The organism is Thioclava kandeliae (assembly GCF_040297545.1).
Classification (GTDB): domain Bacteria; phylum Pseudomonadota; class Alphaproteobacteria; order Rhodobacterales; family Rhodobacteraceae; genus Thioclava; species Thioclava kandeliae.
This window is the reverse complement of the sequence record NZ_JAYWLC010000001.1, coordinates 467,063-489,141: the sequence shown is the minus strand read 5'-3', so window position 1 is coordinate 489,141 and position 22,079 is coordinate 467,063. Positions and strand designations below refer to the sequence as shown.

Sequence of the window (22,079 nt, the reverse complement as noted above, 5' to 3'; positions counted from 1 at the left end):
TCCAATTCATCCGCGTTTTGGATAAAATCGGCGCGGATCGCGCCGGTCAGACCGTCTGTTTCAGCCGCAGGATCCGCGCGGCCTTGCCTGTCGGGACGATCGGGCGGGCGGGCAGCGTGGACATGGGGTCGGCGTCCCGGATTTCGCGCAGGAAGCGTGCGGTGTCGGGGCTGACCGCGCCGAGCGCCGAAGGGCCGGGCAGCAGGCTCTCGGCGCGGGCATCCTCGGCAAACAGCACTTCGTGGCTTTCGAAGAGAAGATGCACCCAGTGGATACGGTCACAGGGCGCGCGGGTAATGCCGGGCTGGCCCACAAGAGCGCGGGCGGCCACCAGGATCTCCTCGCCCTTCAGCGGCCCGCGCTCGGGGCGGACCAGCACGCGATGCTGGCCCGAGAGGAGGAGCGGGCGGCTATTGCCCAGAACACCGGTGGCAAAGCGCACCGGCGCATTGGCGCCGCGCCCGTTGACCAGCCAGCGCCCCGACCAGCGCAGCGGCTGGTAGCCGTTATCCATGGTCTGAACCCGCATGCCTTCGCGCAGCCGGTCCACCGGCATGGGCCCCTGTTTGGTGGCGATCAGGCTTCCGGCAGCAAAGCAGATCGCCATCGACGAATAGGCCACCACCGGATCATTGCTGTCGATGGCGACGATGTCGTAGCTCTGGCCTGCAAAGAGCCGCTCGGAGGAGGCGATACCATGCACCTGGCCTTCATATTCGAGCACATAGATGGTGATGTTATCGGCGGGATCGGTCGAGCCGGAGGGCCGGATGATATAGCTGTATTCGGTCTCTACGCTGTCGCCCGCAGCCCATGAAACCCCGTCGAAGATCGCGCCACTGGCCAGTTGCTGGCCGCTGTCGGCATCTTCGAAACTGGCGTCATTATCGTTGAGTTGGACCTGTTGCACTGCTGCCGAGGGCGAGATGGTAAAGCTTGTGGCTCCCACGGCGTCGCTTTCCGCAGTTGCATTGGATGCAAACGGATCTGGCCCCGTAATCGCGAGGTCGGAAAGTTGCCAGGCGCCAAAAGTCGGCATGTCACCATCATGTCAAGAAACGAACTATCTGATTATTTGACCGGATAACGGTAAATGTTCGACTAATGTTCTAGTTTATGCGGTGTGGTGCCGCGCGTTTGAGGCGTCGAATGTCGCTTTCGCACAGACCTGCCGGAGGGCTTGTGACATGGTCGGGGCAAGCAGGTGCAGCCGGTCTGCCACCACCTTCGAGGAGCGCGGAATGTTTTTGAGTGTGTTCGATATCTTCAAGATCGGCGTCGGGCCGTCCTCGTCGCATACAATGGGGCCGATGGTGGCGGGGGGCATGTTCCTTGACATGCTGAAGGGCTCGCATTTCAGGGCGCATGGGCTGCGCGCAAGGCTGCATGGGTCGCTGGCCTTTACCGGCAAGGGCCATGCCACGGACCGCGCGACCATTCTGGGGCTCGCGGGGTTCCTGCCCGAAAGCTATGACCACGAACAGGCCGAGGCCGTTCTGGCGCAAAACCGCGCCGATCATTTGCTGCGCCCCGAAGGGCTGGAGCCGCTGGTCTTCGATCCCGAGACCGATCTGGTCTTCGATTACGGCCCGGCGTTGAAGGGCCATGCCAACGGGATGGTGATCGAGGCGCTCGACCGTCAGGGCGATGTGCTGGCGCAGGAGACCTATTACTCGATCGGTGGCGGTTTCGTGATGAGCGCGCGCGCGATGGACGCCGTGGACGAGGCCGCGCTCGATGCGCCGTCTCCGGTGCCTTTCGCTTTCCGCAGCGCAAGCGATATGCTGGCGATGGCCCATGCTTCGGGGCTCGGGATCGCGCAGATGAAGATGCAGAACGAGGCGCGGTTCCGCACGAAACCCGAGATCGAGGCAGGGCTTGCGCGGATCTGGGAGGTCATGAACGGTTGTCTGCAGCGCGGGCTCGAGACCGATGGCATCCTGCCCGGGGGGCTGAAGGTCAAGCGCCGCGCCAAGGCGATCCATGATGCGCTACAGGCCGAACGCGGCCAGAACATGCAGGCGCCGCATGTGGTCAATGACTGGATCTCGACCTATGCGATGGCCGTCAACGAGGAGAATGCGGCCGGAGGGCAGGTTGTGACCTCGCCCACCAATGGGGCGGCGGGGGTTCTGCCTGCGGTGATCCGCTACTGGCTCGATCATGTGCCGGGGGCAAGCCGCGCACGGGTGGGGGAGTTCTTGCTGACGGCGGCGGCAATCGGCGGGCTGATCAAGACCAATGCCTCGATCTCGGGGGCGGAATGCGGCTGTCAGGCAGAGGTCGGCTCGGCTGCGGCGATGGCGGCGGCAGGGCTTTGCGCGGTAATGGGGGGCACGCCCGAACAGATCGAGAATGCGGCCGAGATCGCGCTCGAGCACCATCTGGGCATGACCTGCGATCCGGTGCGCGGGCTCGTGCAGGTGCCTTGTATCGAGCGTAACGGGTTGGGTGCGATCAAGGCGGTCTCGGCGGCGTCCCTATCGTTGCGCGGGGACGGGACGCATTTCGTGCCGCTCGATGCGGCGATCGAGACCATGCGCCAGACGGGGCGCGATATGCACGAGCATTACAAGGAGACGAGCCTTGGCGGCTTGGCGGTGAACGTGCCTAACTGCTGAGGCGGGATGGCCCCGCCTTCGGGGAGGGTGACCCCTCCCGCTCAGGCGTGGCCCCGGGGCCGCAAAGCGCCCCCGGGCGCGCGGATCAGAGGGCGCGCCAGCCGATATCCTTGCGGCAGAAGCCTTCGGGCCAGTCGATCTGGTCTACCAGCGCATAGGCGCGGTCGCGGGCTTCCTGCAGGGTCGCGCCACGGGCGGTCACATTGAGGACGCGCCCGCCACTGGCGAGAATCGCGCCATCCTTGGCCGTGGTGCCCGCGTGGAAGACGGTCTCGCTCGAGGTGGAGGGCAGGGCGTCGAGGCCACGGATCTCGGTGCCTTTGGTATAGCTACCCGGATAGCCATTTGCCGCCAGCACCACGGTCAGCGCGTGGTCATCGGCCCATTGCGGCTGGACCTGATCGAGGCGGCCTTCGGCACAGGCCAGAAGCAGGTCAAGCGCTTGTGCGCCCAGACGCATCATCAGCACCTGACATTCGGGATCGCCGAAGCGGACGTTATATTCCACGAGGCGCGGCTGGCCGTCCTTGATCATGAGGCCTGCATAGAGGACGCCCTGGAACGGGGTGCCGCGGCGCGCCATCTCGGCCACGGTGGGCTTCACGATCTGTGCGATGGCCAGATCCTCGATGGCCTTCGAGAGGACGGGGGCAGGGGAATAGGCGCCCATGCCGCCGGTATTGGGGCCGGTATCGCCATCGCCCACGCGCTTGTGGTCCTGTGCGCCGCCGACCACGGCGATATTCTCGCCATCCGACAGGATGAAGAGCGAGGCTTCCTCGCCTTCCATGAATTCCTCGATCACGACCTCTGCGCCGGCCTCGCCAAAGGCGCCGCCGAAGATCTCGGTGATGCCGTCGAGCGCCTCGTCGAGCGTCATCGCCACGATCACGCCTTTGCCTGCGGCCAGACCATCGGCCTTGATGACGATGGGCGCGCCCTGTTCGGTGACATAGGCGCGAGCGGCATCGGCATTGTCAAAGCGCGCATAGGCGGCGGTGGGGGCATTACAGGCATCGCAGACGGCCTTCGTGAAGGCTTTGGAGGCCTCGAGTTTGGCGGCCTCGGCCGAGGGGCCGAAGGTCAGATAGCCCGCCGCGCGCAGCGCGTCGGCCACACCGGCGGCCAGAGGGGCCTCGGGGCCGATGACGACGAAATCGATCGCCTGTTCCTGACACAGCTCCAGCACGGCCTGCGAGCTGCACGGATCGATCGCGGCGCATTCGGCAATCGCGGCAATGCCCGCATTGCCCGGTGCGACGATCAGACGGTCGCATTTGGGGTTTTGCTTGATGGCCCATGCCAGCGCATGTTCGCGCCCGCCGCTTCCCAGAACCAGAATGTTCATATGTCGTCCCTTTGCCGCAATCTCGTGATCGCGCTCCGTTTACGGGGTCGGGCGGCGTCGGGCAAGTGTCATTGACGCCTTGAAGCGGCAGGGAGGATGGGCGAAACAGGGGTATGGATCTTTTTGAAGATGAATCGGGTCCCGGCGGCGGACCCAATGGCGGCAATGCCCATGATTACACCGTGTCCGAGATTTCGGGGGCGGTCAAACGTGTGATCGAGGGCGAGTTCGGTCGCGTGCGGGTGCGCGGCGAGGTCGGGCGCGTGTCGCGTCCGCGCTCGGGGCATATGTATTTCGACCTGAAGGATGACCGCTCGGTGATTGCCGCTGTCAGCTGGAAGGGGCAGGTGGACCGGATGCCGGTCGTCCCCGAGGAGGGGATGGAGGTGATTGCCACCGGTAAGCTGACCACCTTCCCGGGCCAGTCGAAATACCAGTTGATTGTCGATACCGTCGAGCCTGCCGGCGCGGGCGCGCTGATGGCGATGCTCGAGGCGCGCAAGAAGGCGCTGGCGGCCGAGGGTCTGTTTGACGCGCGGCACAAACAGCCGCTGCCATGGCTCCCCAAGGTGATCGGGGTCGTGACCTCGCCCTCGGGCGCGGTGATCCGCGATATCCTGCATCGGCTGCGCGACCGTTTCCCGCGCCATGTGCTGATCTGGCCGGTGGCCGTGCAGGGGCAGAATTGTGCGTCCGAGGTGGCGCGGGCGATCCGCGGCTTCAATGCGATGGCGCCCGATGGCCCGATCCCGCGGCCCGATCTGCTGATCGTGGCGCGCGGTGGTGGCTCGATCGAGGATCTATGGGGGTTCAACGAGGAGATCGTGGTGCGCGCGGCCTATGAGAGCCGTATCCCGCTGATCTCGGCAGTGGGCCACGAGACCGATACCACGCTGATCGATCATGCCTCCGACAAGCGGGCACCGACACCGACCGCCGCTGCCGAAATGGCGGTGCCGGTACGCGGCGAGCTGGTCGTGTGGCTGCAGGATGCCGGTGCGCGGATGGGCCGCGCGGTGCGGGCGCGGGTGGAGATCCAGCGCCAGCGCCATAGCGACCTGTCCCGTTCACTCGGGCGGCCAGAGGCAGTGCTTGACCCTGTGCGCCAGCGGTATGACTGGTGGGCGGACAGGCTCGATCCGGCGCTGCGCGGGGTGACCTTGCGCAAACGGTCCGAGTTCGGCCGGATCGAGGCGCGGCTCTCGCCCGGCCTTCTGACGCGCGGGCTGGCCGAGCAGGGGCGCCGTCTGGAGGGGCTGTCGACACGGCTGCTGGCGGCGCGGGCGCGCAATCTGGATCTGGCGCGGATGCGCAATGCGCAATCGCGCGAGCGGCTCGACAGCCTGAGCCTGCGGATGACACAGGCCCAGCTGCGCCGGACCCAGCAGCTGGGCGAGCGGCTTGAGCGGCTCGACCGGATGCGCCAGACGCTGGGCTATGCCGAGACGCTCAAGCGCGGCTATGCCGTTGTGCGGGCGGGTGAGCGCGTTGTGACAACGGCGGCCGCGGCGGCGGATCAGGCAATGTTGCAGATCGAGTTTGCCGACGGGGCTCTGCCGGTGGCTGTGGAGGGTGTTGATGCACCTACGCCCATCGAGAAGCCCGCAGAGAGGAAGGCCCCGAAGAAAAGCGTGAAGAAAGACGATCCGCCCGAGCAGGGCAGCCTGTTCTAGGGCGACCCCTCTCGGGGGGGCGCGTCCCGTCGGGGCATCGAACCCCTCCGGTCCGCGCGATGCGTTCCGCATCGGGGCGCCCGTGCCGGAGGGGCTCACACGCCGATATCGGGGCCCGGGCAATTGAGTGGCGTCTCACTTTCCTGTAGCGAGATCAGCGGCTCCGACGCGCCGCCATCGCCCATGAACTGGGCTTTCAGCCCGTCCTTCGTGTCGAAGAAATGCCAGCATTGCTTGCCATTCTCGTCCTGGTAATCGAAGCAGATCTCGTCGCCTTCCTGCGCCCATGTGCCCGTCTTGCATTCGCTTTGTGTGAACGCCCAGAGCACTTTACGGCCTGGCAGATATTGTTCGATCCCGTAAGGCAGACCACCTGCGGAATAGGTGATCGTCTTGCCGGTGGTGCGCGCTTCGAACCCCGCGGCGTCAAGTGGTGTCTCGGCATCCTGCGCGAGGGTCATATGGCCGGTGAGGGCCACCATCAGGGCGAGGGTGAGCGTGGCATGGGGGCGCATTGGTCTGGCTCCGGCTTGGGCAATCAGGGCTATCTTTGCAAAGCAATGGCGCAAGGGAAACCCACAGAGCCGTGAGGAAGCTATCCCTGTGCCCGCCGCCGACTGTCCAGCGCATCGAGGCGCGGGTCCATGATCTTGCGCCAGAGCGGTGGGAAGAGGGCGATTACCGCCATGCTGGGCAGCGAGCGGGGCAGGATCGGGCGCTGGGCGGTGAGCGTTCCCATGCGAAGTCCTGCATAGGGGCGGGAGGGATGGGCATGATGGTCGCTGTGGCGTGGCGCATTGAGCATCCAGAAGGCCGAGGCCGGCGGGCAGGCATCCCAGCTATGGTGCGGGCCTACGGGCTCGTAGCGTCCCTCTCTCTTGACACGGCGCAGCCCGTAATGCTGGACGTAATCGGCCAGAAGAAGCTGGATCTGGGCATGGGCACAGAGCGCCAGATAGATCGCGATCCCCCACGGGCCGAACAGCATCCCCACAAGGCCGAGCGACAGGGCTGCCCCCACCAGATGGGCGGTATAGGGCGTGCGCCAGAGGGGGAGGGCGCGGCGCTGGCGCAGGCGGTTCTCGGTCTGCCAGCCCGCTTGCCAGGAGCCAATCCATGCGCGCGGCAGGAACCGCCAGAAGCCCAAGCCGCGCGGGGCGGAATTGGGGTCGAGCGGGGTGGCGACATGGATATGGTGCACGAGCCGATGGGCTGAGGCGTGGTGGCCGAAGAGGAGGGTGATGTAGATCATCTGCCCGAGCCGCACGAGCCCTTTGCGGGGGCGGTGGATCAGCTCGTGGGCGGCGGGCACACAGAGCTGGCCCAGCGTGAAACCGCAGGCGGTAATTAGCGCGAGTTTGGCAAGTGCCTGTGGAAATGCGCGCATTCCCCAGCCGGTTAGCAACGCGTCGATGGCGAGCCCGAACGCCGCCAGATACCCGAGGGAAATCACCACGAGAAGCCCGTTGCCTGCGGGGAATTCCGTGCCCTCGGGCGCATCGGAGCGGGGTGCGGGATGCGCGAGATCGAGGAGCTGGAGAAAGGTCGAGGTTGCTAGGAGCGCCAGCAGGCACCACCAGCCGCCCAAACAGGCCGCCACGATCACCAGCCCCATGGGCACAAGCGTGGCGAAAACGAAGGGCAGGGTCTGGCGCATCAGCGGCATCTCTCGTCAGGGTGGCATCTTCATACGCCGCCCGAGCGGCAAAATCGACGGAAATCGCGGTGTTTTAGGGCGGCGGGGGCGGTTTGGCCTGCCCAAGCCCTTCCATCGGTGGGCGGGATTGATTAGGTGGAACGTAATCTAACAGGGGCCAGTATGGGCCAATAGGGGCGAGCCATGTCGTTTTTCAAAAAGCTGAAATCCCGTCTGACGCGTTCTTCCTCCCGTCTGGAGGAAGGGATCGAGGATCTGGTGGCCGAAAAGCCCGCGCTGCCGGGACCGGAAGACGGGATCGACGAGGCGGTGGCCGGTCCCTCGGCTTCCGGGATGCCGTCTTCCGAAAGCCCCTCCGCTACCCCTGTTGCCACGCCTCCCGCCGGGAAACCTCCCGCCGGGCTCCCGCCTTCCGAGATCCCGCTCGGGCAGGTCCCTGACGAGCTGCCCCCACAGCCCCCAGAGGCGCCGGCTCCCGCGCCGCAGGAACTGCCCGACGAGACGCCGAAATCCGCCGCCGCACCTCTGGCCGACCAGATGCCTGCAGCCGTCGATCCGGCGCAAGCTGCCCCGCAACAGGCGGGTAAATCGGGCTTCTTCGGACGTCTTCTGGGCGGGGCTCGCGACGACAGCCCGCGCCGGGTGCTCGATGACGAGTTCCTCGAGAGCCTCGAGGAGCTGTTGATCGCCTCCGATATGGGCGTCGAGACCTCGTTGCGGGTGACTGCAAATCTCGCCGAGGGGCGGATGGGGCGCAAGCTGTCGGTCAACCAGATCAAGGAACTGCTGGCCGAGGAGGTCTCCCGCATCATGGAGCCCGTGGCCAAGCCCATGCCGATCTTCCCCAAGCGCCCGCAGGTTGTGCTGGTGGTGGGTGTGAACGGCTCGGGCAAGACCACGACCATCGGTAAGCTCGCGAGCCAGTTCAAGGCGGCAGGCAAATCGGTGGTGATCGCGGCGGGCGATACGTTCCGTGCCGCGGCCGTCGAGCAGCTGAAGGTCTGGGGCGAGCGCGCCGATGTGCCGGTTCTGACCGCGCCCGAGGGCTCGGATCCCGCAAGCCTTGCCTTTGACGCGATGACTCGCGCCGAGGCCGAGGGTGCCGATCTTCTGATGATCGATACGGCGGGGCGTTTGCAAAACCGCGCCGATCTGATGGAGGAGCTGGCCAAGATCGTCCGCGTGATCCGCAAGAAGGACCCCTCGGCGCCGCATAACACGCTTCTGGTGCTGGATGCGACGACGGGGCAGAACGCGCTCAATCAGGTGGAAACCTTCCGCAAGCTGGCCGATGTGTCGGGGCTGGTGATGACCAAGCTCGACGGCACGGCCAAAGGTGGTGTGCTGGTCGCGCTGGCCGACCGGTTCGGCCTGCCGATCCATGCAATCGGCGTGGGCGAGCAGATCGATGATCTGGCCCCCTTCGACCCGCAGGACTTCGCGCAGGCGCTGGTGGGCATCGAGCCCAAGTAACTGACACGAGTGTGAGTGGCGCCCCCGCGCCATTCGCGCCATACCCTTACACGCCCCCTCAGACGAGACAGGACGGACAATGTCGGAACGCAAGATCAGCCCCGTGGTGAAAGCCGTTTTGGAATGGGGCCCCGTGCTCGTATTCTTCGTGGTCTATATGAAGTTCAAGGATGCCACGGTGATGTTCCATGGCACCGAATATCACGGCTTCATTCTGGCGACCGCGCTGTTCATCCCGCTCCTGACGGTTTGCACGCTGATCCTGTGGAAACTCACGGGCCGCCTGGCCCCGATGCAGATTGCCACGCTGGTGCTGGTGGTCGTGTTTGGCGGGCTGTCGGTCTGGCTCAATGATCCGCGCTTCTTCAAGATGAAGGTGACGCTGATCTATCTGCTGTTTGCGGGTATTCTGGGGCTGGGGCTGATGCTTGGCAAGCCGTGGCTGCAGCTGGTGCTGTCGGACAATCTGCCGATGAAGCCCGAGGGCTGGACAATCCTGACCAAGCGGCTGGCGCTGTTCTTCCTTGGCCTTGCCGTGCTCAACGAGGTGATCTGGCGCACGCAATCCGAGGAGCTATGGGTCAATTTCAAGACCTTCGGGCTGATGATCCTGATGTTCGCCTTCCTGATGGCGCAGGGCGGGCTTCTCAAACGCTATGCGCTCGAGGAAGACGAGACAGACGAGGGCTGAGCCCCGCTTGCTTTGTCCGCCTGCCTTGCCCGCCCGCACTGGCTGCCTGCACTGGCTGCATCCCAGCCAATCCTTGACCGAGTGAGGCGATAGGCGTATCGCATCGGCCAATCGGGCCGTAGGGCGGCTTTTCGTCAAGGATGAGGACAAGATGACCAAGGATTGGAACACCCGCACGAAACTGGTTCACGAGGGTATTCGTCGCAGCCAGTATGGCGAGATGGCCGAGGCTCTGTTCCTGACCCAAGGCTTTGTCTATCCGTCGGCGGAAGTGGCCGAGGAACGCTTCCTGCATTCGGGCCCCGACGAGTTCATCTATGCCCGCTACGGCAACCCGACCACCCGCATGTTCGAGGACCGCATCGCGGCGATCGAGGGCACCGAGGACGCCTTTGCCTGTGCCTCCGGTATGGCGGCAGTGAATGCGGCGCTTTCCTGTCAGGTGAAATCGGGCGATCATATCGTGGCCGCCCGCCAGATGTTCGGGTCGTGCCTCTATGTTCTCAAACTCCTACAGGGGTTCGGGGTGGAGGTGACGCTGGTGGATGGTGTCCAGCTGGCCCAATGGGAGGCCGCGATGCAGCCCAACACCAAGATCTGTTTCTTCGAGTCGGTCTCGAACCCCGGTCTGGAAGTGATCGATGTGAAGGGCGTGGCGGATATCGCCCATGCCCATGGTGCGAAGCTGGTCGTCGATAACGTCTTCGCCTCGCCCGTCTTCTCGAAAGCGGTCGAGCTGGGGGCTGATTACATCGTCTATTCCACAACCAAACATATCGATGGTGGCGGGCGTGCGCTTGGCGGCGTGGTCTGTGGCGACCGCGAATTCATCCGTGGTCCGCTCGAGACCTTTGCCAAACATACCGGCGCCGCGATGAGCCCCTATCACGCATGGCTGCATCTTTCGGGTATGCAGACGCTGGATCTGCGTGTGCGCGCCCAGGCCGAGAGCGCAGCCAAGATCGCGGCGGCAACCGAGGGCCATCCGGCCCTGATCCGCGCGATCTATCCGGGCCTGCCGAGCCACCCGCAGCATGATCTGGCGATGGCGCAGATGGGATCGGGCGGCACGATGGTGGCGCTGGATCTGAAAGGCGGCAAGGAGGCCGCGTTCCGGTTCCTCAATGCGCTGGAAGTGGTCAAGATCTCCAATAATCTGGGCGATGCGAAATCCATTGCGACGCATCCGGCGACCACCACGCACAAGAACCTGACCGAGGAAGAACGCGCCGAGATCAAGATCACCCCCGGCATGGTGCGGATCTCGATCGGGATCGAGGATGGAAACGATCTCGTGAAGGATATCGTCGGGGCACTTGACGCAGTTTGATAAGCATTTGTCGCTAGGAGGGTGGCATGAAGGTTCATGCCGCCCTATCTGTGCGGTCTACGGAAAGGATCACCCCGATGAACGTTGATCGCCGCATCGATGCCAGACTTGAGCGCGCCCGCGCAGCCCTGAACGAGCTACGGGACTGGGCAGGCTCCGTGACCCCCGAAGAGGTGGCGGCACTCGATCCGGCCATTGCACGTCTGCTGCCGGGGCGGGAAGTGTCGAACTATCCCGATCTGTCGCGGAGCTATCCCGAGGATTTCACGGTCGACGAGGATTACAAATCCACGATGCCCGATCTGCAGAATGGCCCGTCCTCGCTGATCGTGGGGGCCAGGGCTCGGATCGGCCATGTCGGAATTTCCAACTTCCGCCTGCCTATCCGCTACCGCCGCCGCGACGGCGGCGAGCGCGAACTCGAGACCTCGGTCACCGGCACGGTGAGCCTCGAGGCCGAGAAAAAGGGCATCAATATGAGCCGTATCATGCGCTCTTTCTATGCCCATGCCGAAACCGATTTCTCGCTCGATGTGATGGCGGGCGTGCTCGATGACTACAAAGCCGATCTCGAGAGCTTCGACGCGCGGCTGGCCATGGCGTTCTCCTATCCGATGCGCCGCGACAGTCTGCGCTCTGGGCTCTCGGGCTGGCAATATTACGATATTGCTTTGGAACTTATCGAGCATAGCGGACAGCGCCGCAAGATCCTGCATCTCGATTACGTCTATAGCTCGACCTGCCCCTGCTCGCTGGAACTGTCCGAACATGCCCGCTCGCAACGCGGCCAGCTGGCCACGCCGCATTCTCAACGCTCGGTCGCTCGGATCTCCGTAGAAACCCTCCCGGGAGACCGGCTATGGTTCGAGGACCTGATTGATATTGCCCGTGCCCAGATCCCCACCGAAACGCAGGTAATGGTCAAGCGCGAGGACGAACAGGCTTTCGCCGAGCTTAACGCCGCCCATCCGATTTTCGTGGAAGATGCGGTGCGGGTGCTGGCAGAGGGCCTCAAGGCAGATCCGCGCATCGGTGATTTCCGCGTTGTGGCCAGCCATCAGGAAAGCCTGCATAGTCATGATGCGGTTGCAGTCCTTACAGAAGGTCCGGTCTTTGCGTCCGAGAGCCTTGATCCGAAGCTGTTCTCGACACTTATCCACGGTGGATGAGAGGCTCTGCCTCTCTTGAGCCTGCGGCTCAATTCACTCCGGGATATTTAGAGACGCTGGAAAGGGAACGGCTTTTCCAGCGTCCCTGAAATATCCCGGGGGAGGCGCTCGGAACGAGCGACGGGGGCAGAGCCCCCTTTTTGTTGACCGGCATCTTTGCTATGACAGGAACAATGGTAGAACGGTTGGGGCCGGAATATGGCGCGATTTGACGAAGATGACGCATTCGAAGGCGCGGTCAGCCTCTCGGCCCGTGCAATGGCACGGACGGGGGCGGGCATGCGCCCAGAGCCCTATCTTGACGGGTTGAACCCTGCACAGCGCGAAGCGGTTGAAACGATGGACGGGCCTGTCCTGATGCTGGCGGGCGCGGGCACGGGCAAGACCAAGGCGCTCACCTGCCGGATCGCGCATCTGATGACCACGGGACGCGCCCAGCTCAACGAAGTTCTGGCCGTGACCTTTACCAATAAGGCCGCACGCGAGATGAAGGACCGGATCGGCGCGCTCTTGGGTGGTTCGATCGAGGGGATGCCGTGGCTCGGCACGTTTCACTCGGTTTGTGTCAAGCTCTTGCGCCGTCATGCCGAACTGGTCGGGCTCAAGACCAGTTTCACGATTCTCGATACCGATGACCAGATCCGGCTTCTCAAGCAATTGATCCTGGCCGCCAATATGGACGAGAAGCGCTGGCCTGCGAGGATGCTTGCGGGGCTGATTGACGGCTGGAAGAATAAGGCCCTGACGCCTGATCGCGTAACGGGTGGCGAGACGGCGGCATTTGATCACCGTGGCTCCGAGCTTTATGCCCAGTATCAGGAGCGGCTGCGCACGCTCAATGCCGTGGATTTTGGCGACCTTCTTCTGCATATGGTCACAATCTTCCAGAAATATCCCGATGTGCTCGAGCGTTATCAACGCTGGTTCAAATATATCCTCGTCGACGAGTATCAGGATACCAACGTCGCGCAATATCTCTGGCTGCGGCTTCTGGCGCAGGGGCACAAGAATATCTGTTGTGTGGGCGATGACGACCAGTCGATCTATGGCTGGCGCGGGGCCGAAGTGGGCAATATCCTGCGGTTCGAGCGCGATTTCGCGGGGGCCAAGGTGATCCGGCTCGAACAGAATTACCGCTCGACCGAGCATATCCTTGCAGCGGCGTCGAAACTGATCTCGGGCAATGAGGGGCGACTGGGCAAGACGCTCTGGACCGAGGCACAGGGGGGCGAGAAGCTGCGCCTCATCGGCCATTGGGATGGTGAGGAAGAGGCGCGCTGGATTGGCGAGGAGGTCGAGGCTCTGTCGCGGGGCACGCGGGGAATGGCGCCCTACGGGCTGGAGAGCCAAGCGATTCTGGTGCGGGCCTCGCATCAGATGCGCGCCTTCGAGGACCGTTTCCTGACCATCGGCATGCCTTATCGCGTGATCGGCGGGCCGCGGTTTTACGAGCGCATGGAGATTCGCGATGCGATGGCCTATTTCCGCCTCGCGATCAGCCCCGAGGATGATCTCGCTTTCGAGCGGGTGATCAATACGCCCAAGCGCGGGCTGGGGGACAAGGCGCAGCAGAAGATCCAGATCGAGGCCCGCGAGAATGGCGTGAGCCTCGTGGAAGGGGCGCGATTGTTGCTGGCGCAGGGTGGGATCAGCGGCAAGGGGGCAGGGCAGCTGCGGGCCTTTGTGGCCAATGTCGACCGCTGGAACGCGGTCGTGCGGGCGGCCTCGCCAGCAGCTGCGCGCAGCCCTGCGGAGGATGATGACGAGCTCTTCGAGGTGCTCGACGATGCGGTGCCGCCCGCAAATGACCATTCGCATCTGCGTCTGGCCGAGGAGATCTTGGAGGACTCGGGCTATGTCGCCATGTGGCAGAACGACAAGACGCCCGAGGCGCCGGGGCGGCTCGAGAACCTCAAGGAACTGATCAAGGCGCTGGAGCAGTTCGAGAACCTGCAGGGGTTCCTCGAACATGTCGCGCTGATCATGGATAACGAATCGAAGGACAGCGAGGCCAAGGTCACGCTGATGACGCTGCATGGGGCGAAGGGTCTGGAGTTTCCGGTGGTCTTCCTGCCGGGCTGGGAGGACGGGCTCTTCCCGAGCCAGCGCAGCATGGACGAATCGGGGATGAAGGGGCTCGAGGAAGAGCGCCGCCTTGGCTATGTGGGGATCACGCGGGCCGAGGAGGTCTGCTATGTTTCGTTTGCGGGGAACCGTCGCGTCTACGGCCAGTGGCAGTCACAGATGCCCTCGCGTTTCATCGACGAATTGCCCCCCGAACATGTGGATGTGATGACGCCGCCGGGCCTGAATGGGGGTGGCTACGGGAGCGGCTACGGGCAATCGACGCTGGGTAGCCAGATCGATGCCCGCGCCGCAAGCGCTGATGTCTATAATTCGCCGGGCTGGAAGCGGTTGCAGACCCGCGGCGTGCAGAGCCAGACGCCCTCGCGCCCGCGCGCCGTAACGGTGGAGAACGAGTTCGATGTGGGCGACCGTGTCTTCCACAAGAAATTCGGCTATGGCGAGGTCATGGGCACCGAGGCCGACAAGCTGGTTGTCGAATTCGACAAGGCCGGCACCAAGAAGCTGATCGCCTCTTTCGTTGTGCCGGCCGATACTGCGGATGATGTGCCGTTCTAGAGCGATTTGAACAGGGTGGTCAGGCGTTTGGCCTCGCCATCCAGCCCGAAGGGCGGGTTGAGGATGAACATCCCCGACCCGATCATGCCATGCCCCTCACGGGCGGGCGGAAACCGGACCTCGTGCGAAAGCGCCTCCGGATATTGCCCCACAAGGCGTGCCACCATTCCGGCCTGCGCGCGGTTTTCCAGCACCGGATACCACAGCGCGATAATGCCGACATTCCAGCGCGTTACCAGCTTGTCGATCAGCTTGGGGATTGCGGTATAGTCGGTCTTCACCTCCCATGACGGGTCGATCATGATCATCCCGCGGCGCGGGGTGGGCGGGGTCATGGCCACGGCCATCTCCAGCCCGTCCTTGTTGTGCAGCCGTGCATGGCGCTTCATCACCGGAAACAGCGCCTGATATTCCTGCGGATGCAGCTCGCAGACCTGCAGGCTGTCGATCTCGCGCAGGAGGGTCGCGGCGATCATCGGCGATCCGGGATAGGCGTCGGGCCCGTGCAGTTCGCGGGTTTTGGCAATCGCGCGGGCATAGGGATGGTCGGGTTTGAACCAGCCTGCCACTTCGGGGCGCTGGATGCCCTGCGCGGCCTCGCCCGTCTTCAGGGCCTGCGCATCCGACAGGTCATAGAGCCCGCGCCCGCCATGGGTTTCCAGATAGCTCAGCGGTTTGTCCTTGCGGGTCAGATAATCCAGCATCACCGAAAGCAGCGCATGTTTGTGCAGATCGGCCAGATTTCCGGCATGGAAGGCGTGTTGATAGGACAGCATGGCTGGCTCCCTGAGAGCTTCGGGTTGGAGTCGGTGATGCCGCGATCGGGCGATACGCGCAAGGGGAGGGGTGAAAAAACAAAAACGGCGATGCCCGGGAGAAGATGGGCATCGCCGTTCATGTTGACCAGAGCACCCGGGAGGAGGAGTGGGCACTCTTGGAAACGGATCGGCCCTCAGGGAGGAGGAGGAGAGCCAATCCTAACACGCGCCTCGGGAGGAGGAGTGAGACGCGGTATGGGATGCGGTGCCCTCAGGGAGGAGGAGAGAGGTCACCGCTAACGATCAGCCCTAGGGAGGAGGAGTGGGCTGTCCGTATCTAGTTGGGAAGAGGCTTCCCGTGTTTCAAGTGCCCCGTCCGCTTTGGATGTTCTGTATCCCTCGGGAGGAGGAAAGGGATACGGCAACCGGCAGACAGGTCCTTTAGTGGTGGCGGCTCTCAGGGAGGACGAGAGAGAGCCGCCCATTCCTAAGGCTCAAGGGAGGAGGAGTGAGCCTATGGACGTTCGAATGTCTTAGCGACCGTAGGCAGCTTCGGCTGCGACGCGGGTCAGGGTGGCGCGGCTCATGCCCAGATCGTCGAGCTCGCGGACCGAGAGCGAGCGCAGTTCTGCGAGCGTCTCGTTATAGACTTTGCGGCGGGCGAGAGCGTCTTTGAGTGCTTCGATCAGACCGAGGCCGCGGCGGGTTTGGATGTCATGTGCGATTGCCATGTGCGTCTTCCTTTATGAGTTCGTGCTTTGTGGCGATTACGCCTCTTGTTGTCGCTAACATGGAGAAAATGCTGCTCATGCACAATGGCAGGGTTCACAAGCCCGTCATGCGAAAAGTGCATAACACATTCTGACCTTTTTCGACCCTCTTGCGGATATTTCATTGCGCATGGGCGGGATGGGGGGCGAAAATCTGTCATCATGACGGGTGTAGGGCTTGAACCACGCGGCCAAATGGCCACAGTCGCCCAAATTCGAGTTCGGGAGCTCCCTATGTCACTTACCAAAGAAACGGTCCTTGCTGCGCTGGAGGAGGTGAAACTGCCTCAGGGTGACAGTGTTATCGACCGTAAACTGATTCATGCGCTGGCGGTCGAGGGCGGTGTGGTCCGCTTCGTGCTGGAAGGCGCGCCCGAGCCCGCGCTCGAACAGATCCGCGGCGTGCTCGAGGCGCGGTTGAAGGCGCTCGAGGGAGTCGAAAGCCTGTCGATCGTGATTCCGTCTGGCGGGAAGGGACCGCAGATCGGCGGTCATCCCAAAAAGCAATCCGGCCCGCTTCCCGTCGAGGGGGTGCGTCATGTGATTGCGGTGGGCTCGGGCAAGGGCGGCGTGGGCAAGTCGACTGTTTCCGCCAATCTGGCCGTGGCGCTGGCCAAACAGGGGGTAAAGGTCGGTCTGCTGGATGCCGATATCTATGGCCCCTCGCAGCCCCGCATGATGGGCGTCAACAAACGCCCCGCCTCGCCTGACGGCCAGACCATCCTGCCGCTCGAGGCGCATGGGGTTACGCTGATGTCGATCGGATTCATGCTGAAGGAGGATGAGGCGGTGATCTGGCGCGGACCGATGCTGATGGGCGCGCTGCAACAGATGCTGGGTCAGGTGAAATGGGACCATTACGGCCCGCTCGATGTGCTGATCATCGATCTGCCGCCGGGCACGGGCGATATTCAGTTGTCGCTATGCCAGAAGACGAAGCTCGACGGGGCGGTGATTGTGTCCACACCGCAGGACATCGCGCTTATCGATGCGCGCAAGGCGCTCGATATGTTCAAACGTCTGGAGACGCCGGTTCTCGGGATGGTCGAGAACATGTCCACCTATATCTGCCCCCAATGTGGCCATGAGGAGCATCTCTTCGGTCATGGTGGCGTCAAGGACGAGGCCACGCGGATGGGGGTGCCGCTTCTGGGTAGCCTGCCCCTGAATCTGGAGGTGCGTCTGGCCGCAGATGGCGGCATTCCGGTCGCCGTGGGCGAGAGCGCGGTGGCGGCGCCTTATGCGGAGCTTGCGGCGCAGCTTGTGGAGGTGGCGCGACTGAAAGGCTGAGCGCACCGGACCCGGTCGCAAATGGCCGGTTCCGGCGGACTACGGGAAATCACGGGATTGTCCTATGGGAATTCACGGGACGGGAAAAGACGGGAGAGGCCGGGCAGGTAACTGCTCGGCCGATTCTGATTCTAGGCAGGGTCATAAGAGGCCTGTTTTTGATTCGAGTATTGGGTGGTCTTTAAGCTTTGAAATGGATCGGGTAAGAACCGCCTCAATCTTTAGGGAATCGGCATAGCATCGTAAAAATTGACGTATTTTGCCTATATTTTGCCGATTTTTCGCGTCTTGAAAGCTGCCGAAAAGAAGCAGGTTCACGGCGACTCGCGTTCCTGTGAGCTTGGTTAATTAATGGTTAATTTGCGCTAGACTCGTGGCTTTCCGGTGACATCCGTAAGGTCATCCTGGGAGAGCATGGGATTCCGTCGAATTTTTTTTACCTACTACATTTAGTGGGTGATTTTATAGAAACCGCGATTTCTTACTATGGCGTTCTCTCAATGTTCCTAGAGTGTTAACTTATCCACAGAGTTACCCATGCTCGTTAACCAACTGTTAGCTAAAAACCGGTTGCCTCCCGTGAATTCCCATGGCATCCCTAACTCATCGCAAAGGCGGGAACATAGAGGCAAAAAGACCTCACGGCGAAAAGAGCAGTTTCATACAGGCACCCCCTGACGCGAAAGCAAGAGATCCGGCGCGCGAGCGAGCAGACATCCCCCAGGTGGCGCGTGCAGTCGGACAGCCCAGTCAAATGGGAACGAGGGCGGCGGATTGGGCAGTGGCAGCAGCTCAATCCGCCGTTTTCATTCAAAGGTCCTGAGGCAGGGACCGCAGGCAAGAAACCGGTCGGCTCGATGTGAACAGGGCGGACCAGCGTGGCAGGAGAGGGTTCGCAATTGGCGGGCATGTTCATCGGCGAATACACCTTCAAGGTGGACAGCAAGGGTCGCATGTCGATCCCGGCTGCATATCGCCAAGAGCTGGCCGATGGCGACCCTAACCGACCCAATCAGGATCGCCCCCGGATGGTCATCGTCTATGGGGCCGACAATCAGAAAATGCTTCAGGTCTACACGCAAAGCGCCTTCGAGGCGCTTGCTGCCGATATCGCGGCGCTCCCGCGTGGCTCCAAGCAGCGCACCATCCTGCAGCGCATGGTGCTTTCCAAATCGCAACCGCTGGAAATCGATCCGGATGGCCGCATGGTCCTTCCGGCTTTTCTGCGCGAGAAGATCGACCTCGGCACCGAGGCCTATTTCGCCGGTGTGGGCGAGACCTTCGAGATCTGGAAACCCGAAACCTTCGAGGCTGCCGATCAGGCGAATGTGGATCAATGGATCGACGAGATGGGCGATGATTTCGACCCGCTCTCGCTTCTGGGAGGCTAAGCCATGAGCGCGCCGGGCCGTCCACATATTCCGGTTCTCCTGCGTCCTTTGCTGAAGGCCGTGGCCCCTGTCGAGGGCATCTGGATTGACGGCACCTTTGGCGCGGGTGGCTATTCGCGCGGGCTTCTGGCGGAAGGTGCGGCGCAGGTGATCGGCGTGGACCGTGACCCGCTGGTGTTCGAGATGGCCGAAAGCTGGCGCGGCGAGTATGGCGAGCGTCTCTCGCTCGTGCATGGCACTTTCTCTGAGATGGATGACTATGCCGCCGAGATCGCCCCCGAGGGGACGGTCGATGGCGTGGTGCTCGATCTCGGGATCAGCTCAATGCAGATCGATCAGGCCGAGCGGGGCTTTTCCTTCATGCAGGACGGCCCTCTCGATATGCGCATGTCGCAGGACGGCCCGTCGGCGGCCGATCTGGTGAATACGCTGGGTGAGGAAGAGCTGGCCGATATCCTCTATCATTATGGCGAGGAGCGCGCCTCGCGCCGGATCGCCCGCAATATCCTCAAGGCCCGCGAGATCGAGCCGTTCACGACGACCAAGCAGCTGGTCGCGGTGATTGAGCGCTCCCTGCCGCGCCCCAAGCCCAACCAGTCCCATCCCGCGACCCGCAGCTTCCAGGCGCTGCGCATCGCGGTGAATGACGAATTCGGCCAGCTGATCGAAGGGCTGGAGGCGGCCGAGCGCGCGCTGAAACCCGGCGGGCTACTGGCAGTGGTCAGTTTCCACTCGCTCGAGGACCGCGTGATCAAGCGCTTCCTGCAAGCGCGTTCGGGCGGCGGCGGGCAGGGCTCGCGCCATGCACCGGTGGTCAAATCCGCGACACCGGGCTTCGACAAACCCTCGAAAGCTATCCCCCCCGATGACGAAGAGCTGGTAGAGAACCCGCGGGCACGGTCTGCCAAGCTGCGCGTCGCGCGCCGTCTTGACACGCCCGCAACCCCGGCTGACCGCACCATATTGGGCCTTCCGGCCCCCGTTCTGGACCCCGCGGCCAAGCCCGCCTCGCATAAACGGAGAGCCCGATGAGATCGCTGATCTATCTCGTAACCGCGCTTTGTGTCATGGGGCTGGCTTTCTGGGCGTATCGGGTGAACTATGACACGCAGGACAAGCGCGACGAGTTGCGTGCGCTCGACCGCGAGATCGCCTCGCTCAACGAGGGTCTGGGCGTGCTGAAGGCGGAATGGGCCTATCTCAACCGTCCTGACCGCCTGCGCGAGCTGGTGAACCTGAACTTCACCGATCTCCAGCTGCTGCCGCTACAGGCCGACCAGTTTGCGAGCGTGTCGGAAATTCCCTATCCCAATCCGGTCGAGATGGCCGATCCGGACGCACAGAAACAGCCGGATATCTTTGCTTTGAACGGGCAGGCACAAAAAGAAGGGCTCTAAGATGATCCGTATTCCGCTTCGTCCTCTGGCAAAGATCCTTCCGGCCCGTACCCGTGGCGAGAACCCCGACGCGATCGAACGCGAGAATACCCGCATCCGCTCCGAGGCTACCCGTGATCGCGCGCGCAAACGGGCCGAGGGCCGCCTTCTGGTCATGGGGCTGGCCTTTGTGGCCGTATTTACCGTTGTAGGCGTTCGGATGGGCACACTGGCTGCCTCCGAGCCCAAGGAGCCGCGCGCCGCGATCAATAACGGTATCCATGCACAGCGCGCCGATATCGTGGACCGTGAGGGCCGTGTCTTGGCCACCAATCTTGTGACCCATGCACTTTACGCCCAGCCGCCGATGATGGTGGATCCGGTGGGCACGGTCGACAAGCTGGTGAAGATCTTCCCCGATCTCGACCATGACCGGTTGATGAAGGATTTCACCGGCAGCCGTAAATTCGTCTGGATCAAGAAAAAGATCTCGCCCGAGCAGATGCAGGCCGTGCATGATATCGGCGAGCCGGGTCTGCTGTTCGGTCCGCGCGAGATGCGTCTTTATCCCAACGGGGCTGTGGCAGCCCATATCCTTGGCGGCTCGCGCTTTGGCGCCGAGGGCGTGAATTCGGCCGAGATCGTGGGGACGGCGGGCGTCGAGAAGGAATTCGACGGCTGGCTGCGTGATCCGGCCAATAATGGCGCGCCGCTGAAACTGTCGATCGATCTCACGATCCAGTCGGCGCTCGAGGAGATCCTCGATGGCGGCATGAAGCTGATGAATGCCAAGGGTGCGACCGCGATCCTGATGCAGGCCCATACCGGCCAGATCGTTGCCATGGCGAGCCTGCCCGATTTCGACCCGAACAAACGCCCGCGTCCGCTGACCACGGGCGATGCTTCCGACAGCCCGCTCTTCAACCGCGCGGTGCAGGGGCTTTACGAGCTTGGCTCGACCTTCAAGATCTTTGCCGTGGCGCAGGCGCTGCAGATGGGGCTGGTCACGCCCAACACCATCGTCGACAGCCAGTCGCCCATGCGCATCGGCCGCTTCAAGATCCGTGATTTCCACAATTACGGCGCGCATCTGTCGGTGATCGATGTCATCAAGCACAGCTCGAACGTGGGCACCGCCCATATCGTCGAGATGTTCGGCCCCGAAAAGCAGAAAGAGTTCCTTGGCAAGCTGGGCTTCCTCAAGCCCACCTCGGTCGAGCTGATCGAGGCCGAGACCGGCCAGCCGCAGCTGCCGCCGAAATGGACCGATGTCTCGGCCATGACCATCGGCTATGGTCACGGTCTGGCCGCAAGCCCGCTGCATCTGGCGGCCGCCTATGCCACCATCGCCAATCACGGCATCCGTGTGGAGCCCACGCTTCTGGCTGGGGTGAACAAGGGCCATGGCGAGCGCGTGATGAGCGATCAGGTCGCCAAGGAGGCGCTTGCCTTGATGCGCATCGTGGTGACGCGCGGCACGGCGTCTTACGGCAATGTCAAAGGCTATGAAGTGGGGGGCAAAACCGGCACTGCCGATAAGGTGAAACCCACGGGCGGCTATTATGATGACAAGGTCATCGCGACCTTCGCCGGTGTCTTCCCGATTTCCGATCCGCAATATGTGCTGGTGCTGACGCTGGACGAGCCTTCGGACAATTCCGGCTCGATCCCGCGCCGCACCGCCGGCTGGACCGCTGTGCCTGTCGCCGCCGAAGTGATCCGCCGTGTGGCGCCGCTTCTGGGCCTGCGCCCGCATGCGGCTGTTGACGAGCTTGCGGGCATCAATGTCGCGAAAGACCCCAACAACAAGACTGTGGCGGATGAGTGATCCCGCTATCGCGGCGCTGCGAGCGAGCGGGGCGCCGGTGGTCGGATTTTGCCGATCGGGC

Annotated in this window: 18 protein-coding genes; 12 read left to right on the top strand and 6 right to left on the bottom strand. The window is 63.1% G+C overall.

What is annotated here, in order from left to right; all coding sequences use genetic code 11:
• Positions 1 to 46: 46 nt before the first annotated feature.
• On the bottom strand, positions 47 to 1,039 hold the full coding sequence (locus VSX56_RS02295; protein WP_339112089.1) for a Hint domain-containing protein: 993 nt from the start codon (positions 1,037 to 1,039) through the stop codon (positions 47 to 49).
• A gap of 202 nt (positions 1,040 to 1,241) precedes the next feature.
• On the opposite strand from VSX56_RS02295, the gene VSX56_RS02290 reads away from it, so the two are divergent.
• Positions 1,242 to 2,621, top strand: a complete 1,380-nt coding sequence (locus VSX56_RS02290) for an L-serine ammonia-lyase (RefSeq protein WP_339112090.1) — start codon at positions 1,242 to 1,244, stop codon at positions 2,619 to 2,621.
• Positions 2,622 to 2,706: 85 nt separating this feature from the next.
• Here the strand turns inward: VSX56_RS02290 and purD are convergent, their stop codons facing one another.
• The gene (gene purD / locus VSX56_RS02285; protein WP_350934535.1) at positions 2,707 to 3,969 is read right to left on the bottom strand and encodes a phosphoribosylamine--glycine ligase; all 1,263 of its coding nucleotides are present in this window, start codon (positions 3,967 to 3,969) and stop codon (positions 2,707 to 2,709) included.
• Positions 3,970 to 4,082: 113 nt separating this feature from the next.
• Between purD and xseA the strand changes: the two genes are divergently transcribed.
• On the top strand, positions 4,083 to 5,642 hold the full coding sequence (xseA, locus tag VSX56_RS02280; RefSeq protein WP_350934533.1) for an exodeoxyribonuclease VII large subunit: 1,560 nt from the start codon (positions 4,083 to 4,085) through the stop codon (positions 5,640 to 5,642).
• A 95-nt stretch (positions 5,643 to 5,737) separates the two neighbouring features.
• Here xseA and VSX56_RS02275 read toward each other — a convergent pair whose 3' ends face one another.
• Both VSX56_RS02275 and VSX56_RS02270 read right to left on the bottom strand, forming a co-directional pair.
• Positions 5,738 to 6,157: a hypothetical protein gene (locus tag VSX56_RS02275; RefSeq protein WP_339112093.1), complete on the bottom strand. Its 420-nt coding sequence runs from the start codon at positions 6,155 to 6,157 to the stop codon at positions 5,738 to 5,740.
• 80 nt (positions 6,158 to 6,237) lie between these two features.
• The gene (locus tag VSX56_RS02270) at positions 6,238 to 7,299 is read right to left on the bottom strand and encodes an alkane 1-monooxygenase (RefSeq protein WP_350934530.1); all 1,062 of its coding nucleotides are present in this window, start codon (positions 7,297 to 7,299) and stop codon (positions 6,238 to 6,240) included.
• 183 nt (positions 7,300 to 7,482) lie between these two features.
• Between VSX56_RS02270 and ftsY the strand changes: the two genes are divergently transcribed.
• The 5 genes from ftsY (at position 7,483) to VSX56_RS02245 (ending at position 14,605) form a co-directional block, all read left to right on the top strand.
• On the top strand, positions 7,483 to 8,772 hold the full coding sequence (ftsY, locus tag VSX56_RS02265) for a signal recognition particle-docking protein FtsY (protein WP_339112095.1): 1,290 nt from the start codon (positions 7,483 to 7,485) through the stop codon (positions 8,770 to 8,772).
• 79 nt (positions 8,773 to 8,851) lie between these two features.
• Positions 8,852 to 9,463: an inner membrane-spanning protein YciB gene (locus tag VSX56_RS02260; protein ID WP_350934526.1), complete on the top strand. Its 612-nt coding sequence runs from the start codon at positions 8,852 to 8,854 to the stop codon at positions 9,461 to 9,463.
• Between the two features lie 151 nt (positions 9,464 to 9,614).
• Positions 9,615 to 10,793, top strand: a complete 1,179-nt coding sequence (locus VSX56_RS02255; RefSeq protein WP_350934524.1) for an aminotransferase class I/II-fold pyridoxal phosphate-dependent enzyme — start codon at positions 9,615 to 9,617, stop codon at positions 10,791 to 10,793.
• Between the two features lie 77 nt (positions 10,794 to 10,870).
• Entirely contained in the window at positions 10,871 to 11,962 is a 1,092-nt protein-coding gene (gene folE2, locus VSX56_RS02250) for a GTP cyclohydrolase FolE2 (protein WP_339112098.1), read from the top strand.
• 198 nt (positions 11,963 to 12,160) lie between these two features.
• Positions 12,161 to 14,605 (top strand): ATP-dependent helicase, encoded by a 2,445-nt coding sequence (locus tag VSX56_RS02245; RefSeq protein WP_350934522.1) that lies wholly within the window; start codon positions 12,161 to 12,163, stop codon positions 14,603 to 14,605.
• Here VSX56_RS02245 and rlmJ read toward each other — a convergent pair.
• Both rlmJ and VSX56_RS02235 read right to left on the bottom strand, forming a co-directional pair.
• Complete coding sequence (gene rlmJ / locus VSX56_RS02240; RefSeq protein WP_339112100.1) at positions 14,602 to 15,381, bottom strand: 23S rRNA (adenine(2030)-N(6))-methyltransferase RlmJ; 780 nt, start codon at positions 15,379 to 15,381, stop codon at positions 14,602 to 14,604. The two genes, VSX56_RS02245 and rlmJ, sit on opposite strands and share 4 nt — an antisense overlap.
• A gap of 515 nt (positions 15,382 to 15,896) precedes the next feature.
• A complete protein-coding gene (locus VSX56_RS02235) occupies positions 15,897 to 16,094 on the bottom strand; it encodes a YjiS-like domain-containing protein (protein ID WP_339112101.1) in 198 nt (65 codons plus the stop codon).
• A gap of 273 nt (positions 16,095 to 16,367) precedes the next feature.
• On the opposite strand from VSX56_RS02235, the gene VSX56_RS02230 reads away from it, so the two are divergent.
• From VSX56_RS02230 to VSX56_RS02210, 5 genes are all read left to right on the top strand, one after another.
• Entirely contained in the window at positions 16,368 to 17,423 is a 1,056-nt protein-coding gene (locus VSX56_RS02230; RefSeq protein WP_339112102.1) for an Mrp/NBP35 family ATP-binding protein, read from the top strand.
• 878 nt (positions 17,424 to 18,301) lie between these two features.
• Positions 18,302 to 18,814, top strand: a complete 513-nt coding sequence (mraZ, locus tag VSX56_RS02225; RefSeq protein ID WP_339112103.1) for a division/cell wall cluster transcriptional repressor MraZ — start codon at positions 18,302 to 18,304, stop codon at positions 18,812 to 18,814.
• A 3-nt stretch (positions 18,815 to 18,817) separates the two neighbouring features.
• Positions 18,818 to 19,846, top strand: a complete 1,029-nt coding sequence (gene rsmH / locus VSX56_RS02220) for a 16S rRNA (cytosine(1402)-N(4))-methyltransferase RsmH (protein ID WP_350934518.1) — start codon at positions 18,818 to 18,820, stop codon at positions 19,844 to 19,846.
• Positions 19,843 to 20,211: a cell division protein FtsL gene (ftsL, locus tag VSX56_RS02215; RefSeq protein WP_339112105.1), complete on the top strand. Its 369-nt coding sequence runs from the start codon at positions 19,843 to 19,845 to the stop codon at positions 20,209 to 20,211. Before rsmH ends, ftsL begins: the two co-directional genes overlap by 4 nt.
• Position 20,212: 1 nt before the next feature.
• Positions 20,213 to 22,018 carry a peptidoglycan D,D-transpeptidase FtsI family protein gene (locus tag VSX56_RS02210; protein ID WP_339112106.1) on the top strand — a complete coding sequence of 602 codons (1,806 nt, stop codon included), beginning with the start codon at positions 20,213 to 20,215 and terminating at the stop codon, positions 22,016 to 22,018.
• Positions 22,019 to 22,079 lie beyond the last annotated feature (61 nt).